Consider the following 18798-nt stretch of genomic DNA (forward strand, 5'->3'; position numbering starts at 1 on the left):
CCGTTCAAGATCCAAGGCCCCGCGTATGACGTGGCCGCTCAAGGGGATCGTGTCCGGACGCTCCCCCAAGTGTGGGTCGAACGTTACGTTACCGTGTGTCAAGTCGGGGTGTCGAGCGATGGGGGCGCTCAAGCTGAACGTGTGTTGGGAACGGCCCGTGGCGTGGGGCGCCCACCGTCCGGGTGAGGTGGCCGGAAGGGGCGCGTGGCGACGACATCGCCGGACGGCAGGGGGCGTCTGCCGTCGGCGTCGCGCTTTGCGTGCCCCCCGCGGGAATCAGCCCGCTTCGTCGCCCGAGCGGAACGCAATCCACGCGCCGACCATCGCCGACACGTAAGGGATCGACTGCGCCGCGAGGATGAACATCCATAGCGTGCTTTCGACGTACTGCGTGCCGTAGTGCATGCCCATGCCGATGATCGCCAGCAGCAAGGCCACCGCCATCAGCACTTCCTCGCGCACCGGGGCGAACGCGGCGAAGCTGCTGCCGCCCATGCGCCGGCTCTTGGCGGTAACGACGAACGCCGTCTTTTCGCGGGTGAGGCCATGCAGGATGCCCCGCGCGATCGCGTGCGACAGGCCCATGCTGGCCACCGAGGCCATGATCGTGTCATACCAGCTGCACGGGACTCTCGCGCGGTAGAGCACCACGCCGAAGATCGCCTTGGCGAAGAAGAAGCCGATCACCGGGATCAGGAACAACTGCATCGGCAGGTTGAAGTAGTCGGGCGCGTAAATCATGCCGGCCGTCCACAACAGGCCCATCATGGTAAAGACGTAGTGCAGGGCGTCGGCGAACCAGGAGAACCAGCCGGTGAGGAAGTGGAAGCGCTGACCCGCCGAGAGCGGCCCCTTGCGCGTCATCCAGTGCCAGCGGCCCTTGAGGATCTGCATGGCACCGAAGGCCCAGCGGTAGCGCTGGCTCTTGTAGGCCTTGAAGTCGGCGGGGGTCAGGCCCTTGCCCATCAGTTCGTCGACGTAGACCAGCTCATAGCCGGCGTGCATGAGGCGCAGGCCGAGTTCGGCGTCTTCGCAGATGGTCCACTCCGACCAGCCGCCGGTGCCTTCCAGTGCCGAGCGGCGCACCATGGTCATGGTGCCGTGCTGGATGATGGCGTTGCGCTCGTTGCGATGGTGCATGCCGATGCGGAAGAAGCCGTCGTATTCCCACGCGGTCATGCGGCGGAAGCGGTTCTTCTCGAAGTCGCGGTGGGCCTGCGGGCACTGCACCACGGCCACCTTGGCATCGTGGAAATAGCCGGTGAGGGTGGAGAGCCAGTCTTCGCGCACCTCGTAGTCGGCGTCGATGACGGCCACCACCTCGGCCCGCTCGTCGGTGGCGGTGAGGCCGAAGTTGAGCGCGCCGGCCTTGTAGCCCGGCCAGGGTTCGAGGTGGAAGAAGCGGAACCTGGGCCCCAGCTTGGCGCAGTACTCCTCGACCGGCTTCCAGACGGCCGGGTCCTTGGTGTTGTTGTCCAACACCAGCACTTCGAAGTTTTCGTAGTCGAGGCGGGCCAGCGAATCCAGGGTGACCTGGACCATTTCCGGCGGCTCATTGTGGCAGGCGAGGTGGATCGAAACGAACGGCTGCCGCTCGACCGGATCGGGAGGCAGCATGCCTGCGTGCCGCACCCAGCTACGCCGCCAGAGCACCTCGGTGAACTCGAAGCCGTTGATCAGCAGGATGCCCAGGATCGCCACCTGCGCCGGGAACAGCAGGATCAGCATCGCCCAGTCGAACGGACCGAGGTAGAAATTGAAGGGCAGCGTAGCCGACCAGACGATCAGGCCGCAGGCGAGCTGGATCAGGCCCATGAAGAACAGCCGGCCGGTAAGCTTGAAGCGGCGGAAGCGACTGCCGAACCAGACCATCGGCACGAAGGCCAGCAGCGAGGCGGCCAGCGCCTTCCATGGCCAGCCCACGTCTTCCGTGACCGGGCCGGTGAAGGGGAATTTCAGCTGCCGGTCGGCATTGAACATGCCCCAATAGGCGCCGGTGCGGCCTTCGCCGAGGTTTTCCTTCCAGGGCTGGTCGATGGCCTCGAGGACGTAATAGTCGTCGATGTGGTTGAGCCTGGCCTTGTTGAAGAACGTGCGCAGGAAGATCGCTTCGTTCGAGACGCTGGGATAGGCGTATTTGAAGCGGTCGCCGTTCGACGGCCAGCCGATTTCGCCGATGGCGATGTGCTTGCCGGGGAAGCGGGCGCGCAGCGCCTTGTAGCTTTCGATGGAATCGTCGACGCCCGCCCGGGCCTCGATGCCGTTCCAGTAGGGGAACAGGTGGACGGTGATGAAGTCGACGTGGTCGGCCAGTTCGGGGTTCTGCAGCCAGATGTGGAACGGCTCGGCGATGGACACCGGCTGGCGCACCGCCGCGCGCACGCGGTCGAGGTAGGCCATCATCTGTTCGGGCTTGAGGTCGTTGCGGAAGAGCACCTCGTTGCCCACGATGACCCGGCTGACCGTCTTGGGGTAGCGGTGGGCCTGGGCGATGAGCCCCTCGATCTCGCGCTCGTTGTTCTCAAGGCGCGTGTCGATGTTGGCGCCGGCCATCACGTCGAGGCCTTCCTTGTCGGCCAGGCGGATGGTCTGCGGGTTCTGCAAGACGGAGTAGGTGCGGATGCGGGGGGAATATTTCTTCACCAGGCGCAGATCGCTGTCGATCTCGGCGTCGGTGGAGAAGTCACCCTTCATCGGGTTCTGGTAGCGCTGGTAGTCCGTGAAGGCGAAGCCCGGGATCGGCGCTGTCCAGTCGTCCGGCCCGTTGGGCAGGTTGGCGACGAACCACAGGCCGACGTTCAGCGCGGCGACGACGATCGCGAGGATCAACGCGGCGAGAATCGGGTGGCGTTTTTCGGTCGTGGTTACAGCGCTCAAAACAATCCCCGGACCGGTCGGCCCCCAAGTGGCATCAATGAGGTAACCGTGGGAGCTTAACGAACGGTGAGGGATGGCTCAACGGCAGCAGGTCCGCCCGGTCAGGCTGGCCTCAGTTGGGGTCTGGCACGACGGCGCACGCGCCATCGCGGCGTCGCCCTCATGGCGGGGTCCTGCGACGAGGGGATGGAGGGCCGTGCCGCGGCCCGGTGGGAGAGGGGGCCGTGTCCGCGAACTCTGGGGCAGCAGCGGCGCGGGGGCGCCGATGCCGCCCGAGAGGAACCCAGGCTTACTTAAGCAGCGAGCGGAGCATCCAGGCCGTCTTTTCGTGGGCCTTCAGACGGCCGGTGACCATGTCGGCGGTGCCTTCGTCGCCCACCTTCTCGGCCACCTTGATGACTTCGCGCGAGGTGGCAGCGGCCACGTCGTGGCCGTCGACCAGCTGCGAGACCATCTCTTTCCAGTCCGGAATGCCGGCTTCTTCCTTGATCTTGGTGAGCTTGCTGAACTCCGCGTACGAACCGGCGGCGGGTACGTCCAGGATGCGGATGCGTTCGGCCACTTCGTCGACAGCGATCCACAACTCGTTGTATTGCGTCTCGAACATCGTGTGCAGGCTGTTGAAATGCGGCCCGGTGACGTTCCAGTGGAACTTGTGGGTCTTCAGGTAAAGCGTGAAGGTATCGGCCAGAAGCCGGGACAGCTCCTTGGCGGCAGCTTCGCGATCTTTCCTGGCGATGCCGATATCGATGTCTTTGGCCATTGCGACTCTCCGGTTTGCGTTATGGAACGATCATAACGAGCGGATCTTTGCATTTGAAATGCACGATTCTGATGTTGTCGATAGACGCACGCTATTATTTGCTCCTCCATGAGTACCCCGACACGTTCTCCCCGCCAGCCCGTCCCCGATCCGCGCCTGAAAGAGCTGCGTGACGCCCTGTCGCGCGTGACCAGCCGCGATTTCGGCCGCCTGCTCGGGCGGTGGCGCGCCCTGTCGCGCCAGCCCGACCCGGCCCGCGTCGAGGCGCTCGGTACCGATATCGCCGCCTCCGTGGCCCGCCGGGCGGCCCGGGCGGCCTCCATGCCGGCGATCCAGGTCGATGAATCGCTGCCCATCGCCGCGCGAGCCGACGACATCGTCAAGCTCATCCGCGACCACCCGGTGGTGGTGATCGCAGGCGAAACCGGCTCCGGCAAGACCACCCAGTTGCCGAAGCTGTGCCTGGCCGCCGGCCGCGGCGAGGCCGGCCTCATCGGCTGCACCCAGCCCCGGCGCCTGGCGGCGCGCTCGGTGGCCACCCGCGTCGCCGAGGAACTCGGCACCCCGGTCGGCGACAAGGTCGGCTTCCAGGTGCGCTTCAGCGAGAAGGTCTCCGACCAGGCCCTGGTCAAGTTCATGACCGACGGCATCCTGCTGGCCGAGACCCAGTCCGATCCCTGGCTGTCGGCCTACGACACGATCATCATCGACGAGGCGCACGAGCGCAGCCTCAACATCGACTTCCTGCTGGGTTACCTCAAGCGCCTGGCCCAGCGCCGGCCTGAGCTGAAGATCATCGTCACCTCGGCCACCATCGACACCGACCGCTTCGCCGCCCATTTCGGCGACGCGCCCGTGGTGACGGTGGAGGGGCGCACCTATCCCGTGGAGGTGCGCTACCGGCCGCCGGGCGAGCGCGGCGAGGGCAACCTGGCCCAGCAGATTGCCGACACCCTGGACGACATCACCCGGGAGGATCCGCGCGGCGACGTGCTGGTGTTCCTTCCCGGCGAGCGCGAGATCCGCGACGCCCACCTGCTCCTTTCGCGCCGCCAATACCGGGAGACCGAGGTACTCGCGCTTTATGCGCGACTGTCGGCCAGCGAGCAGGACCGCGTGTTCCGGCCCGGGCCGAAGCGACGCATCGTACTCGCCACCAACGTGGCCGAAACATCGCTCACGGTGCCGCGCATCCGCTACGTGGTCGACCCCGGCACGGCCCGGGTGAAGCGCTACAGCCAGCGCGGCCAGTTGGAGCGCCTGCACATCGAGCCGATCTCGCAGGCGGCGGCCAACCAGCGCAAGGGCCGGTGCGGCCGCGTCGGGCCCGGCATCTGCTATCGCCTCTACGACGAGGCCGACTTCGCGCTGCGCCCGGCCTACACCGATCCCGAACTGCTTCGCTCGTCGCTCGCCAACGTCATCCTGCGCATGCTTGCGCTCGACCTGGGCGACGTGGACGACTTCCCCTTCCTGGAGGCGCCCGACCCGCGGGTGGTCGCCGACGGCTACCGCCGTCTCGCGGAAATCGGCGCCATCGACGACTGTCACCGCCTGACCGAGATCGGCCGCACCGTGGCGCGCCTGCCGATCGACGTGCAGCTCGCGCGCATGCTGGTGGAGGCGCGCCGGCTGGGCAGTCTCGTCGACCTCGTCACTATCGTGGCGTTCCTGAGCATCCAGGATCCGCGCGAGCGTCCGCCGGACGCGCGGGGGCAGGCCGATGCGGCGCACGCCCAGTTCGCGGACCCCAGGTCGGACTTTGTCGGCGTACTCAACCTGTGGAAGGCCTACCTCGCCGCCGCCGAGGAACTGACGTCGTCGAAGTTGCGCGACTGGTGCGCGCGGCACTTCCTGAGTTTCATGCGCATGCGCGAATGGCGCGAGCTGCACCGGCAACTGGTGCTGGTCACGCGCGACCTGGGTTGGGCCGTAGCCGCCGCCGAACCCGCGCCCGCCATGACGGCGCGCCCGTCGCGGGGACGCGGCCGCGGCACCCAGGCCCCGGCCTCGACGTCTCCCGCCACGACGGCGCCGGTCGACGGCGAGGCGCTCTTCGAGGCCATCCATCGCAGCCTGCTCGCCGGCCTGCCCACCCAGGTGGGCCACAAGGACGACAAGGGCGTCTACCGGGGCACCCGCGAGCGCCGTTTCCAGGTGTTTCCCGGCTCCGCGCTGGCCAAATCGCCGCCGGCGTGGCTCTTCGCCGCGCAGATTCTCGACATCGGCGGCCGCGTGTGGGCGATGATGTGCGCCCGCGTCGACCCGGCATGGGTCGAATCGCAGGCCGCGCACCTGGTGCGCTCGACCGCGCGCGATCCGCATTGGTCGCGCAAGCGCGGCACCGTCGTCGCCTACGAACAGGTCACCCTGTTCGGCCTCGTGCTCGTCGAACGCCGTCCGGTCACGTTCCAGCGACAGGATCCGACACTCGCCCACGAGATCTTCGTGCGCGAGGCCCTCGTGCGTGCCGATCTCGACAGCCGCGCCGATTTCGTGCGGGCAAACGCCCGCGTGCTCGAACAGGCGCACGACATCGAGGCCAAGCAGCGCCGCGCCGGCCTGCTCCGCGACGATGAAGCGCTCGCGGCGTTCTTCGACGGAAAGCTGCCCGAATCGGTGGCCGACACCCGCGCGCTGGACGCCTGGTATCGCAAGGCGGCCCCGGCCGAACAGGCGGCCTTGCGCTGGTCGCTGGCCGACGTGATGGACACCGGCGCGGGGCTCGATCCGAAGGCCTTCCCCGCCTCGCTGGACATCGGCCAGCACCGCTATCGCCTGGAATACCGTTTCGTGCCGGGCGACCCTGCCGACGGCGTCACCCTCCACGTGCCGCTCGCGTTCCTCAACGCGCTGCCGGCGGCACGCTGCGAATGGCTCGTCGGTGGCCTGCTGGTGGACAAAGTGGCGGAACTGATCCGGGCCCTGCCCAAGCCCCTGCGCCGCAACTTCGTGCCCGCGCCCGATTTCGCCCGGGCGTTCGCCGAGGCCGAAACGCCTCGCGATGAACCGCTGGCGAAGGCGCTGGCGTCGTTCCTCCGGCGCACCACGGGCGTCGACGTCGATGCGGGCGCGTTCGCCGACGCGGCGTTGCCCGCGCACCTGCTCATGCGTTTGCGCGTGCATGACGAGAACGGTCGCACCGTGGCCGAAGGGCGCGATCTGGACGCGATCCGCGCACAGTGGGAGGGCAAGGCCCGAGAGGCGTTCTCGCGCAAGACCGACATCGAACTCACGCGCGAAGACATCGTGGCGTGGGATTTCGACGCCATTCCCCGTGAGGTGCGCTCCGAAGCCGGCCTCACCGCGTATCCCGCCCTGGTCGACCTGGGCGAGGCGGTCGCCCTGCGCGTGTTCGAGCGCGCCGACGAGGCCGCCGAGGCGCACGTGGGCGGCGTCGAGCGGCTGCTGCGGCAGGCGCTGGCACCGGACTTCAAGCGTGCCCGGCGCCAGTTGCCGATCAACAATGCCCTTTCGCTGAAGTACGCCCCGCTGGGCAGCATCGATGGCCTGCGTGACGACCTGGTCGAGGGCGGCTTCGACGACCTGTTGGCCCGGCACCGGCTCGACGCGCGCACCCAGGGCGAGTTCGAGGCGTTGCGCGTGGCGTTCGCCCGCGACGTGTTCGGTGCCGCGATGGCGCGGCAGAAGCTCGCTGAGCCCATCATCGAGGCCCAGGCCGATCTCAAGCCGTGGATGGAGCCGCCGCTCATGGGATTGGCCAAGGCAAGCTACGACGACCTGCGCGAACAATGGTCCGGTCTGTTGCAGCCGGGCTTCCTGCGCGAACTGCCCACCGATCGCCTGGCGCATTTTCCGCGGTACCTCAAGGCGATGCGCCTGCGCGGCGAGCGCCTGCGGCAGGACCCCGCCCGCGACCAGTCGCGTATGCTTCAGGTGTTGCCTTACTGGCGCGCGTTGCTCAACCACGGCGGCACCGCGTGGGACGCCGTCGCCTGGCGCGAACTGCGTTGGTTGCTCGAGGAGTGGCGCGTGTCGTTGTTTGCCCAGGAGCTGAAGACCGCCGAGCCGGTGTCGGCCAAGCGCCTTGCCCGGGCGCTGGACGCGGCCGAGGCGGCCTCACGATGAAGACCGGCCGGGAAGACGCTTCCGTGGAGCCGCGTCCGCTGCCGATGCCGCTGACCGCGCAGGCGCGCGAGGCCTGCGCCGCCTTGCCCGCGGTGGCCCGTGCGGAGGGCGAGACGATCATCGAGCTGTTGCGCCTGCTCGGTTGCGACGACGAAACCTGCGCCTCGGCGCTGTGGTTCCTCGTGTCGCGGGCCTTGCCTGGTGCCGTCGACACCGTTGCCGCCCATTGGCCGGCCTCGTTGCGTCGGCTGGTGGAAGGGCAGGGCGAGGCGGAGAAGGTGTGGGCCCTGCACGCACAGCGCGGCAAGGCCGGCGGCAACGAAGGCCTGCGGCGCCTGTTGCTCGCGATCATTCGCGACCTGCGCGTGGTGTTCGTGCTGCTTGCCCGCCAGCTGGCCGCGATGCGCACCGCCATGGCGCTGCCCGACCACGAGCGACGGGAGCTGGCCCAGCTCACCTCCGACATCCACGCGCCGCTCGCCAACCGGCTGGGTATCTGGCAACTCAAGTGGGAGCTGGAAGACCTCGCGTTCCGCTACCTCGAGCCGGACACCTACCGGCGCATCGCCCGCCTGCTCGACGAACGTCGCGCCGACCGCGAGCGCTTCATTGCCACGAGCCTCGACCAGTTGCGTCGCGTGCTCGACGACGCCGGCATCCGTGCCGACCTTGCGGGGCGGCCGAAGCATATCTTCTCGATCTGGAAGAAGATGAAGAAAAAGGGGCTGGAGTTCTCCGACCTCTACGACATCCGCGCGGTACGCATCCTGGTCGACTCCGTGGCCGATTGCTACGCCGCGCTGGGGTTGGTGCACAGCCTGTGGCCGCACCTGCCCGGCGAATTCGACGACTACGTCGCCCGGCCCAAGGGCAACGGCTACCGATCGCTGCACACGGCGGTACTGGGCCCCGAAGGCAAGACGCTGGAAGTGCAGATCCGCACCCACGAGATGCATCGCGCGAACGAGCTGGGCGTGGCGGCACACTGGCGCTACAAGGAAGGCGGCGGCGCCGATGCCGAGTTCGAGGCGAAGATCGCCTGGATGCGCAAGCTGCTCGAGCCGCGCGCCGAAGGCGACGACGAGGCCGATCTCGCCGCGGGGTTCGCCACCGAACTGATGGAAGACCGCGTGTATGTGCTCTCACCCAAGGGCGAGGTCATCGACATGCCACGCGGGGCGACGGTGCTCGATTTCGCGTACCACATCCACACCGAGGTGGGGCATCGCTGCCGGGGCGCGAAGCTCAACGGACGCATCGTGCCGCTCACCACCGCGCCGCGTAGCGGCGACCGGGTGGAAATCCTCACGGCCAAGGCGTCCGAACCGAGCCGCGACTGGCTGTCGTCGCACCATGGTTACCTGCACACCTCGCGTGCCAAGGAAAAAGTGCGTGCGTGGTTCCGGCGCGAGGCGCACGACGCGAACGTCGCGGCGGGCAAGCTGGCCCTGGAAAAAGAACTCCGCCGGCTGGCGCTCGACGACGTCGACCTGCCCAGGCTCGCCGCCGCCTTCCGCCTGAAAACCGTCGACGACCTATACACCACGGTGGCGTTGGGCGAGGTCACGCTCGGCCAGGTCGCCCGCGCGCTGCAGGAGCCGGTCACGCCGGAGATCACGCAGTCGGCCACCCCGGTGGCGTCGCGCGGCGCACAGCACGATCGCGGCGCTCTCTCGATCGAGGGCGTGGGCAACCTGCTGACCACGTTGGCACGCTGCTGCCAGCCGTTGCCCGGCGACCCCGTGCGCGGCTTCATCACCCGCGGACGCGGCGTATCGGTGCACCGCGCCGACTGCGCCTCGCTCGCCCGCCTGGCCCGCAAGGATCCGGATCGCGTCATCGAGGTGAGTTGGGGCCGCGTCGAGGTGCAGAACTACGAAGTGGATGTCGAACTGCGCGGCTACGACCGCAAGGGCCTGCAGAAAGACGTCGCCACCACGATCAGCAACGTGGGCCCGCACATCGTGGCGTCGTCCAGCCGGGTGCATGTGCGCACCGGCGAGGTCGAGATGCGGTTCACGCTGCGGGTGCGCGACTACGAACAGCTGTCGACCCTGCTGGGACGCCTCGCGGCGCTACCCAACGTCACCGACGCCCGTCGCGTGGGCGGCCGGTAGGCGTCCTTGCCGCCGTTCTGGCCGTAGGGGGTGGAAGCCGATCGCATCGCGGCGATCCGGCGGCAGCCGGCATGGCCCGACGACGCCCGCGGCATCATTCGCGATAGCTGCCAGGGAGAGCGGGTCCCTGGCCCCCTCTTACCGGGGCCGGGCCTCAGCCGCCCAGAAACCAGCGCAACCCCAGATCACGGATCGGTCCGACCACCAGGATGCGCGCGAGCACCAGCCCCAGCAGCACCACCGTCGGCGAGAAATCGAGGCCGCCCAGGGTCATGCGACCGCGCAAGGGCCGCACGAGCGGTTCGGCCAGGCTGCTTACCAGCCGCACCATCGGGTGATAACGGTCGGGCGCGAACATGCTCAGCAGCGACCAGGCGAACACCAGTACGATCCATGTGAGCAGGAAGAAATCGAGGGCGTCGGCGATGCCCACGACCACCAGCCCGAGCGGCGAGGGCATCATCCCCGCCATCGCCGCGCGGATCAGCCATTTGAGGCATTCCAGCACGAGCACCACGAGCAGGGCAGCGGTGTTGATACGGCGAACGGTGGGCAGCACCTTTCGCAGCGGCCTGAGCACCGGGTTGGTGAAGCGATAGATGAACTGGCACACCGGGTTGTGGAAATCCGCCCGGCAGGCCTCGGCCAGCACGCGCAGCACGAACAGGGTGACGAGCGCGCTGAAGACGACTCCGAGGATCAGGTCCAGGGCGTTGGTCAGGTAATTCACGATTGCGATTCCATCAGTTCGGAAAGTTCGACGCCACGGCGCCGCGCAGCGTCGACGGCGCGCGCCACGATGGCGGGGAAGTGGTCGGCCTGCAAGCTCTCCAGGGCGGCCTGGGTGGTGCCGTTGGGTGAGGTCACCCGCTGGCGGAGGGTCGCGGCGGTCTCGCCGCTGTCGACCAGCATGCGTCCGGCGCCCATGGCGGTCTGCGCCGCGAGGGCGCGGGCCGTCTCGCGCGACATGCCTTGCGCGAACGCGGCGTTCTCCAGGGCTTCGACCATCAGGAAGAAATACGCCGGTCCCGAGCCCGAGACGGCGGTGACGACGTCGATCTGGTCTTCGTCGGGCACCCACACGGTCAGCCCGGCGGCGTCGAGCACGTGCTGGGCCTGCGCCCGCTGCGGCGCGCTGACCCGGGCGTTGGCGTACAGACCCGTGGCCCCGGCGCCGAACATGGCGGGGGTGTTCGGCATGCAGCGCACGACGGGCAGGGCGGCGTCGAACCAGCGCTCGATCTGCGCGATGCGGATGCCGGCGGCGATGGAGATCACCACCGGCCGGTATTTCTGTACCGCCGGGCGCAGGTGCAGGCACACCTCGGCCAGCTTCTGCGGCTTGACCGCCAGCACGAGGATGCCGGCGCCCTCCGCGGCATCCAGGTTGTCGGTGTAGGTGGCTACCCCGTATTCCCGGGAGAGTTCCTGCAGGGCTTCGGCTCGGGGCTCGGCCACGGCGATGCCGCCCGGCTGGGCGCCGTGGCGGATCATTCCGGCGATCAGCGCCGTGGCCATGTTGCCACCGCCGATGAAGGCGATCCGGTTCATAAGGGTCTTCGCTCCGTTGGCGACGGGTTTCACAGACCCCCGAAGCATATATGGCTTGCGCCTTGCCGCCGACCCCCGGGCATGCTTACCTATGGCCCTTACGAACAGGGGACCCCCATGGACATCGCCGAACTCCTTGCCTTCTCCGTGAAGAACAAGGCCTCCGACCTGCACCTTTCCGCGGGTCTGCCGCCGATGATCCGCGTGGATGGCGACGTGCGTCGCATCAACATCCCGGCGCTGGAGCACAAGCAGGTGCACGCGCTGATCTACGACATCATGTCGGACAAGCAGCGACGCGACTACGAGGAGTTTCTCGAGGTCGACTTCTCGTTCGAGATTCCTGGCCTGGCGCGCTTCCGCGTCAACGCGTTCAACCATAATCGCGGCGCGGGCGGCGTGTTCCGTACCATTCCGTCCGAGGTCCTCACCCTGGAAGACCTGGGCGCCCCACGCATCTTCCGCGAACTGATCGAGCAGCCCCAGGGCCTGATCCTGGTCACCGGTCCCACCGGCTCGGGCAAGTCGACCACGCTGGCCGCGATGGTGGACCACATCAACAAGAACGAATACGGCCACCTGCTCACGGTCGAGGACCCGATCGAATTCGTGCATACCTCGCAGAAGTGCCTGGTAAACCAGCGCGAAGTGCATCGCGACACCCACGGCTTCAACGAGGCGCTGCGTTCGGCGCTGCGCGAAGACCCCGATTACATCCTCGTGGGCGAGTTGCGCGACCTGGAAACCATCCGCCTGGCGCTGACCGCCGCGGAAACCGGGCATCTGGTGTTCGGCACTCTGCATACCTCATCGGCCGCCAAGACCATCGACCGCATCATCGACGTGTTTCCGGCGGGCGAAAAGCCGATGGTGCGTTCGATGCTGTCCGAATCGCTGCGCGCGGTCATCTCGCAGTCGCTGCTGAAGAAGGTGGGCGGTGGCCGCATCGCCGCGCACGAGATCATGGTGGGCATCCCGGCCATCCGCAACCTCATCCGCGAAGACAAGGTGGCCCAGATGTACTCGGCCATCCAGACCGGTCAGCAGTACGGCATGCAGACGCTCGACCAGAATCTGCTCGACCTGGTGAAGCGTGGCCTGATCACGCGCCAGGAGGGCGCGATGTATGCGAAGAACAAGGAGTCGTTCCGGTAAGCCGGTCCGTGGGGCCTGCCCGTCGCGGCCGATGGTCGCCGCGAACGGCAAGCCAAACGGCTTTTCCTGACCGTTCACGCTTCACCCCTCCCGGCGCCGCCGGGACCGGCTTACGGACTCCCTATGAGCGACTTCGACTTTTCCTCCTTCCTCAAGCTGATGGTGCACAAGCAGGCCTCCGACCTGTTCATCACCGCCGGCGTCGCGCCCTCGATGAAGGTGCAGGGGCGCATCGTGCCCATCACCCAGAGCCCGCTGTCGGCGCAACAGTCGCGAGACATGGTGCTCAACGTGATGACGCCCTCGCAGCGCGAGGAGTTCGAAAAGACGCACGAGTGCCAGTTCGCCATCAGCGCGTCGGGCATCGGGCGGTTCCGCGTGTCGTGCTTCTACCAGCGCAACTGCGTGGGCATGGTGCTGCGCCGGATCGAGTCGAAGATCCCCTCCGTGGATGAGCTGAACCTGCCGCCGGTGGTCAAGCAGCTGGCGATGACCAAGCGCGGCATCATCATCTTCGTGGGCGGTACCGGCACCGGTAAGTCGACCTCGCTGGCGGCGATGATCGGTTACCGCAACCAGAACTCCACCGGCCACATCATCACCATCGAAGACCCCATCGAATACGTGCACCGCCACGAAGGCTGCATCATCACCCAGCGCGAGTTGGGCATCGATACGGACAGCTGGGAAAACGCCCTGAAGAACACGCTGCGCCAGGCGCCCGACGTGATCATGATCGGCGAAGTGCGTACGCGCGAGACGATGGAGCACGCGATCAATTTTTCCGAGACCGGCCATTTGTGCCTGTGCACGCTGCACGCGAACAACGCCAACCAGGCACTCGACCGCATCCTGCACTTCTTCCCGGAAGACCGGCGCCAGCAGCTGTTCATGGACCTGTCGCTGAACCTCAAGGGCATCGTCGCGCAGCAGCTCATCCCCACGCCGGACGGCAAGGCCCGCCGCGTGGCCGTGGAAGTGCTGCTCGGTACGCCGCTGGCGCAGGATTACATCCGCCAGGGCGAGGTACACAAGCTCAAGGAATTGATGCGCGATTCGAACCAGCTGGGCATGCGCACGTTCGACCAGAGCCTGGTCGAGCTCTTCCACGCGGGCGAGATCTCCTACGAAGACGCCTTGCGCCATGCCGACAGCACGAACGAAGTGCGCCTGCGCATCAAGCTCGCCCAGGGTGGCGACGCGCACACGCTGTCGCAGGGGCTGGAAGGCGTCGAGGTGGAGAAGACCGACGACCGCAACGGCTTCAATGGCGGCGTGTTGCGCCGCTGACGCAAAAAAAGGGCGCCCGAAGGCGCCCCACAAGATCCGTGCCGTGGACGGATTACTTCGCGGCGGCGGAGACGGTCAGGCCGCTCGCGTCGACGCTCTTCACGCCTTTGATCTTCTTGGCGATCATTTCAGCGTGGCTCTTTTCCTTGGCCGTGGCGACGGTGCCGGTCAGGGTCACGACGCCTTCGGTCGTGCTGACCGAGATGTCGGTGGCCTTCACGCTCTTGTTGGCGGCGAATTCGGACTTCACCTTGGTGGTGATCCAGGCATCGTCGGCCTTGCCGGCGACGGTCTGGTTGTCGCCCTTCGACATCGCGGCGGCGGAGTCCTGGGCATACGCCTGCGCGAACGGGACCGTGCCGAGACCGGCAACGAGAGCGGCAGCGAACAGGGCCTTGCGAAGGTTGGCGTGGTTCATGGAAGAACTCCTTGGTTCACGAAAAAGGGTAGGGCGAACGGCGCCACGTCAGTCGTGGCCGCCTCGTCGCGGGAGCTATGGAACCAATGCGTCCGTGAACGGTTTGTGCGTGACATGCCTGGTTGTTCAGGTTTTTGCGTTTGCCGTGCCGAAGATGCGTGGTGCATAAAAAAGAACCAAAAAAGAGGTTCTTCGAGGAAGTGCCGGGATGCTGCACGGATGCGGGCCTCGTCGCCGGCTCAGACAGTGAGGCCAGAGCCTTCGGTGTCCACCCTCGCTGCTCGTACAGTCCTCCGCGTTCGACAGGGAAAGGCCGCTGACGCGGCCCGTGTACCTGTTTGGCCTACGGCCGCTTCCTTGTGCGGAACTCGCCGCGAGGGTGGACACCGAAGACGCTCCCCATGACTGAGGCGGCGTGTTGTGAGAGCACGCACGGCCCATCGGCCACCGTGGCGAGCTAGGGAGCTTCACATCGCCCCGCCCAACAGTACCGGCCAACTCGTCGCGACGTCGGATAGCCCGTGTCGGGCTGGCGTTTCACCGCTCAAACATCGCTTGCGCAGATCGGCCGTAGAACGACCCGCGCTTTCCCAACACCCGACCTCACCGCTCGGAAGAGACCTTGGTGTCCACCCTCGAGGCGAGTTCCGCGTCGAACGCGGAGGACTGCCCGAGCCGCGAGGGTGGATACCAAGGTCTCCCCGCCAAACGCCCAGGTGCAACGCGCTCTGGCGCCACAAGGTCGCGACAGCCCCACGGCTCGCGGGATCGAACCATCCACCGGGCCATGGGGTCGATCGCTGGGATAGGCCCCCGGACGTCCGTGAAGAGCCAAAAGAAAGGGGCGCCCCGTCCGGGGCGCCCCGTCTTAAAGCCATCGGGTGGAATCGATTACTTGTATTCGACCGCGCCGGTGAACACGAGGCCCTTCTCGTCCATGTGGGCTTCGCCGCCGACCTGCACCACGCGCGCCGCCTGCTGCTTCATGGCGTCGAACTGGGCCTTGGAGCGCTGCGCGGTGGCCGCCATGGACGCCTGGTCGTCGGGCGCGCCGTCGGCACCGGCGGCTTCCGCCTGGGCCTGGGCATAGGTCTGCGCCTTCTCGGCCATCACGTCGATCCAGGAGCGGTACATGTCGCCGCTCAGGTGCACGCGAACCATGCGGCCGGCATCGCCCAATGCGCCCATGAGCGCGTCGTCGAGCTTGTTGTCCTCGCCCGCGCCCACGCCGATGGCGACGGCCTGGCCGTTCATCGCGGCAAAGGCCGGCATGCCGAGGGTGGCGCTGAGATTTGGCGGCAGGGCCACCGGCTTGCCGTCGCTCGGCACCTTCAGCTCGCCGCCGGTCAACGCACCGGCCATGGCCAGCAGGCCCGACGGGTTACGCGTGCCGATCACGACGCGACCGGTGATCGAGGGCAGCTGGGCCGCGCTGGCGGCGGGCTTGAACGAGTCGAGGATGACGCGGATGCCGCGGATGTCGCCGAACGGCGGGATCGCGGCCTGCTGCATCGTGGCGCCGAGCTTGGCGAAGCTGTCGTTCATGCCGGTGAAGGCCGGGCACTCGAACGGCTTGGCGGCGACCGCCTCGGACTGCGCGGTGAAGAAGGTGCGCAACTGTTCGACCGGCAGCGCGAGGCTGAGGTCGAAAGGCTCCTTGGCCTCGGCACCCAGGCCGGGCAGTTCGACCTTCAGACCCGAGAACGCCTTGGTGATGTCGTCGGCGAGGGCCACATCGAAGCGCTGCTCCTGGTGGTGCAGGTCGAGGCGGGTGTAACCGAAGCTGATCGCTGGCACGCGGGCGGCGATGCGGCTGGCCTCGGCCTGGCACGACGGCGGCAGCTGCGGCACTGGCTCGCCGGTCTTCTGTGACTGGTGCTTGAGGAAGGTGGCGAACAGGGGATCCTTGCCCGTTGCGACCAGCGGCAGCAGGCGGGTGAAGTCGACCAGGCCCACCGCGTATTTCTTGTAGTCCTTGTCCTTGGCGAGGTCTTCGAGGCGGCCGTCGTCCTGGAGGTTCTTCTCCGGACGGTCGACGCCGAGGATCTGGCGGACCGCGGGCTGGGCGGCATCGGCGGGCAGGAGGGCCGCCACGGCCTGCTTGCCTTCGGTCGCGATCACCAGCTGCACGCCCGAGTCGGACAGCGTGACGTGGCGATACGACTGGCCGCCGGCGTCGGCGGTGTCGAGCTTCTTGCCATAGGCGGTTTCGAGGCGGCCCATGAAGGCCTCCCACTTGGCCGGATCGGCCAGCGACACGCGCGCGACCGGCGACAGGCCGACGCCGTAGAGGGCCGTGCCGGCGCGGATGTCCAGGCCCATGCCGTCCATCGCGGCCTCGGCCTTCTTGCCGTCGAACTCGGCGGCGAAGGCCCGGAGCAGGCGGGCGCCGTCGGCGTTGCCCTTGGCGTCCATGTCCTGGGCCAGCGACTTCATCTGGGCCACCTGGCCCGGAAGCTCGGCGTCGGCCTGGAGCATCATGGCGTCGTAGACCCCATCGTCGAGCTTGTCGAGGCTCGCCAGCACGTAGGGCGTGTCAGCCGGCACGAACGCCAGCGGTGCATCCTTGTCTTTGTGGCCGCAGGCCGCCAGCAGCACGCTGGCGACGCCGAGCGCGAGAAGTCGCTTCGTCGGTCGCATGGTGTATCCCGTGATTCAGGTTGATCCCTTGGAGCGCCCATTATGCCGGAACGCCACGGCAGGGAACCGTCCCGTCAGGCCGCACGCGCAAATTCTTGCCGAGGAGGACCATGACGGTGCGGGATGCCTGCCCAGGCGTCCGCCTCCGGCATTCGTGGCGTGTTTCCGGCAACCCAGGAGCGAGCGACTGATCCCTTGGCAGGGGCGTCGCTCGCCGAGGGCGCCCGTCGGATGGTCCACGCCGGATAACATGGCGAACGTCGACAACGCGGGCGATACGTGTGCGCTCGGCGACTCATCCGCTTGAGCCGAAGCAGGCGGCGATCGACCAGACGCTATCCGGCGAGAAGGGCATTCGCCTGATTCATTTCGATGTCGAACGCGACGCCTCGTTGTACCTTTCCGAGCTGGAAATGCGGGACTGAAAGCGATGACGCCCGATTCGGGGGCCGTTGCCGTCCGGGTCGCCCGTCGTCCGGATCGCGCAGGAGCGAAACGCGCCTGCGCGAGCCCGTATCGTCAACGTCCCATGACCTCGGCCAGCACGGCCATCCGCACGAACACGCCGTTGCCCACCTGTTCGAGAATGCGCGACTGAGCCCCATCGGCCACCTCGGTGGCGATTTCGATGCCGCGGTTGATCGGGCCGGGGTGCATCACCAGGCAGCCCTTCGCGGCGCGGGCGAGGCGTCGGGCATCAAGGCCATAGCGTTCGAAGTAAGCCGCTTCGTCGGGCAGGTCGGTGGCGGCCATGCGCTCCTTCTGCAAGCGCAGCATGATGACCGCGTCCACGCCCTCGATGGCCTCGTCGAAGTTGTCGTGGTAGCTCACGCCTTTGAGTTCACCCTCGGGCGGCAGGAGCGAGGCGGGCCCGACGATGCGCACATCTTTCGCGCCGAGCGTGGTCAGGGCGTGCACGTCGGAGCGGGCCACGCGCGAATGACGCACGTCGCCGCAGATCGCCACCTTCAGTTTGCGGAAATCCGGGTGGTGATGGCGGATGGTCAGCGCGTCGAGCAGGCCCTGGGTGGGATGCGCACGGTTGCCGTCGCCGGCGTTCACCACCGCCACGCCGCTCATCGCGTGCCTGACCAGTTCTTCGGGCGTGCCGGACGCTTTGTGCCGCACCACGATGGCGTCCAGGTGCATGGCTTCGAGCGTGTGCAGTGTGTCGAAAAGCTCTTCGCCCTTGGTCGTGGAGGAAAACCCGATATCGAAGTTGACCACGTCGGCGCCGAGCCGGCGCGCGGCCAGTTCGAACGACGTGCGCGTGCGGGTGGACGGCTCGAAGAACAGGTTCAGCACCGTGCGGCCGGCGAGCAGGTCGAGCTTGCGGGTGCCGTGGGCGGTGGCTTCGCGCATGCTGTCGGCGCGATCGAGAAGGCGCTCCAGGGCGTCGCGCGACAGGTTCTCGAGGGTGGTCAGGTGGCGCAGGCGTTGTGACATGACGTCCTCAAGGCGATGGGGAAGAACCGAAGGTTACGAAACGAGGTAGGACTCGAGAATCACGGCGGCGGCCTCCGCGTCGATCGACTGCACGTCGGACCGTTTGCGCGTGCCCGCGGCCCGGCCGGCCGCGAAGCGCCGGGCGGCCTCCTGGGAGGTCATGCGCTCGTCGCAGAACACCACGGGCAGCCCATAACGCTCGCCCAACTGCTCGGCGAAGCGGCGCGCCTTGCGCGACATGGGCTGCTCCTTGCCATCGTCATCGAGAGGCAGGCCGACCACGAGGGTCTCCGGTAGCCATTCGCGGCGGAGCGCGTCGAGCGCGGTCCAGTCGGGCGCCCCATCGCGGACGGCGAGGGTCGCGAGTGCGCGCGCCGTACCGGTCAGGCGGTTGCCGACGGCCACGCCGACGATCTTCGTGCCGACGTCGAAACCGAACAGGCAGCTCATCG

13 protein-coding genes are annotated in these 18798 nt (G+C 67.5%); 5 read left to right on the top strand and 8 right to left on the bottom strand.

Going from position 1 to position 18798, the window contains the following annotated elements; genetic code table 11:
* Positions 1-276: 276 nt before the first annotated feature.
* Positions 277-2877, bottom strand: a complete 2601-nt coding sequence (locus PI246_RS02420; RefSeq protein WP_320549688.1) for a glycosyltransferase — start codon at positions 2875-2877, stop codon at positions 277-279.
* A 289-nt stretch (positions 2878-3166) separates the two neighbouring features.
* Entirely contained in the window at positions 3167-3640 is a 474-nt protein-coding gene (locus PI246_RS02425; protein WP_320549689.1) for a Dps family protein, read from the bottom strand.
* A 108-nt stretch (positions 3641-3748) separates the two neighbouring features.
* On the opposite strand from PI246_RS02425, the gene hrpA reads away from it, so the two are divergent.
* Entirely contained in the window at positions 3749-7729 is a 3981-nt protein-coding gene (hrpA, locus tag PI246_RS02430) for an ATP-dependent RNA helicase HrpA (protein ID WP_320549690.1), read from the top strand.
* Positions 7726-9846: a bifunctional (p)ppGpp synthetase/guanosine-3',5'-bis(diphosphate) 3'-pyrophosphohydrolase gene (locus PI246_RS02435; RefSeq protein ID WP_320549691.1), complete on the top strand. Its 2121-nt coding sequence runs from the start codon at positions 7726-7728 to the stop codon at positions 9844-9846. Before hrpA ends, PI246_RS02435 begins: the two co-directional genes overlap by 4 nt.
* A gap of 154 nt (positions 9847-10000) precedes the next feature.
* On the opposite strand, the gene PI246_RS02440 is transcribed toward PI246_RS02435, so the two are convergent.
* On the bottom strand, positions 10001-10576 hold the full coding sequence (locus PI246_RS02440) for a YggT family protein (protein ID WP_320549692.1): 576 nt from the start codon (positions 10574-10576) through the stop codon (positions 10001-10003).
* Positions 10573-11397 (bottom strand): pyrroline-5-carboxylate reductase, encoded by an 825-nt coding sequence (proC, locus tag PI246_RS02445; protein WP_320549693.1) that lies wholly within the window; start codon positions 11395-11397, stop codon positions 10573-10575. Before proC ends, PI246_RS02440 begins: the two co-directional genes overlap by 4 nt.
* 117 nt (positions 11398-11514) lie before the next feature.
* Here proC and PI246_RS02450 point away from each other — a divergent pair, with 117 nt between their 5' ends.
* Together PI246_RS02450 and PI246_RS02455 are read left to right on the top strand one after the other, a co-directional pair.
* On the top strand, positions 11515-12552 hold the full coding sequence (locus PI246_RS02450; protein WP_320549694.1) for a type IV pilus twitching motility protein PilT: 1038 nt from the start codon (positions 11515-11517) through the stop codon (positions 12550-12552).
* Between the two features lie 123 nt (positions 12553-12675).
* The gene (locus tag PI246_RS02455; protein WP_320549695.1) at positions 12676-13842 is read left to right on the top strand and encodes a PilT/PilU family type 4a pilus ATPase; all 1167 of its coding nucleotides are present in this window, start codon (positions 12676-12678) and stop codon (positions 13840-13842) included.
* Between the two features lie 52 nt (positions 13843-13894).
* On the opposite strand, the gene PI246_RS02460 is transcribed toward PI246_RS02455, so the two are convergent.
* Both PI246_RS02460 and PI246_RS02465 read right to left on the bottom strand, forming a co-directional pair.
* Positions 13895-14260, bottom strand: a complete 366-nt coding sequence (locus PI246_RS02460; protein ID WP_320549696.1) for a BON domain-containing protein — start codon at positions 14258-14260, stop codon at positions 13895-13897.
* Between the two features lie 891 nt (positions 14261-15151).
* On the bottom strand, positions 15152-16900 hold the full coding sequence (locus PI246_RS02465) for a hypothetical protein (RefSeq protein ID WP_320549697.1): 1749 nt from the start codon (positions 16898-16900) through the stop codon (positions 15152-15154).
* Positions 16901-17181: 281 nt separating this feature from the next.
* Between PI246_RS02465 and PI246_RS02470 the strand changes: the two genes are divergently transcribed.
* Positions 17182-17325: a hypothetical protein gene (locus PI246_RS02470; protein WP_320549698.1), complete on the top strand. Its 144-nt coding sequence runs from the start codon at positions 17182-17184 to the stop codon at positions 17323-17325.
* 94 nt (positions 17326-17419) lie between these two features.
* Here the strand turns inward: PI246_RS02470 and PI246_RS02475 are convergent, their stop codons facing one another.
* Together PI246_RS02475 and ruvX are read right to left on the bottom strand one after the other, a co-directional pair.
* Positions 17420-18346, bottom strand: coding sequence for an aspartate carbamoyltransferase catalytic subunit (locus PI246_RS02475; protein WP_320549699.1), 927 nt, complete (start codon positions 18344-18346; stop codon positions 17420-17422).
* A gap of 33 nt (positions 18347-18379) precedes the next feature.
* Complete coding sequence (gene ruvX, locus PI246_RS02480) at positions 18380-18796, bottom strand: Holliday junction resolvase RuvX (protein WP_320549700.1); 417 nt, start codon at positions 18794-18796, stop codon at positions 18380-18382.
* Positions 18797-18798: the final 2 nt, after the last annotated feature.

The organism is Luteibacter sahnii, from assembly GCF_034063545.1.
In the GTDB taxonomy this organism is placed as follows: domain Bacteria; phylum Pseudomonadota; class Gammaproteobacteria; order Xanthomonadales; family Rhodanobacteraceae; genus Luteibacter; species Luteibacter sahnii.

What these genes read in the sequence shown, in the direction of transcription:
- PI246_RS02425 (WP_320549689.1), bottom strand. Translation starts at nt 3,640, where the DNA reads ATGGCCAAAGACATCGATATCGGCATCGCCAGGAAAGATCGCGAAGCT.
- hrpA (WP_320549690.1), top strand. Translation starts at nt 3,749, where the DNA reads ATGAGTACCCCGACACGTTCTCCCCGCCAGCCCGTCCCCGATCCGCGC.
- PI246_RS02435 (WP_320549691.1), top strand. Translation starts at nt 7,726, where the DNA reads ATGAAGACCGGCCGGGAAGACGCTTCCGTGGAGCCGCGTCCGCTGCCG.
- proC (WP_320549693.1), bottom strand. Translation starts at nt 11,397, where the DNA reads ATGAACCGGATCGCCTTCATCGGCGGTGGCAACATGGCCACGGCGCTG.
- PI246_RS02450 (WP_320549694.1), top strand. Translation starts at nt 11,515, where the DNA reads ATGGACATCGCCGAACTCCTTGCCTTCTCCGTGAAGAACAAGGCCTCC.
- PI246_RS02455 (WP_320549695.1), top strand. Translation starts at nt 12,676, where the DNA reads ATGAGCGACTTCGACTTTTCCTCCTTCCTCAAGCTGATGGTGCACAAG.
- PI246_RS02460 (WP_320549696.1), bottom strand. Translation starts at nt 14,260, where the DNA reads ATGAACCACGCCAACCTTCGCAAGGCCCTGTTCGCTGCCGCTCTCGTT.
- PI246_RS02465 (WP_320549697.1), bottom strand. Translation starts at nt 16,900, where the DNA reads ATGCGACCGACGAAGCGACTTCTCGCGCTCGGCGTCGCCAGCGTGCTG.
- PI246_RS02475 (WP_320549699.1), bottom strand. Translation starts at nt 18,346, where the DNA reads ATGTCACAACGCCTGCGCCACCTGACCACCCTCGAGAACCTGTCGCGC.
- ruvX (WP_320549700.1), bottom strand. Translation starts at nt 18,796, where the DNA reads ATGAGCTGCCTGTTCGGTTTCGACGTCGGCACGAAGATCGTCGGCGTG.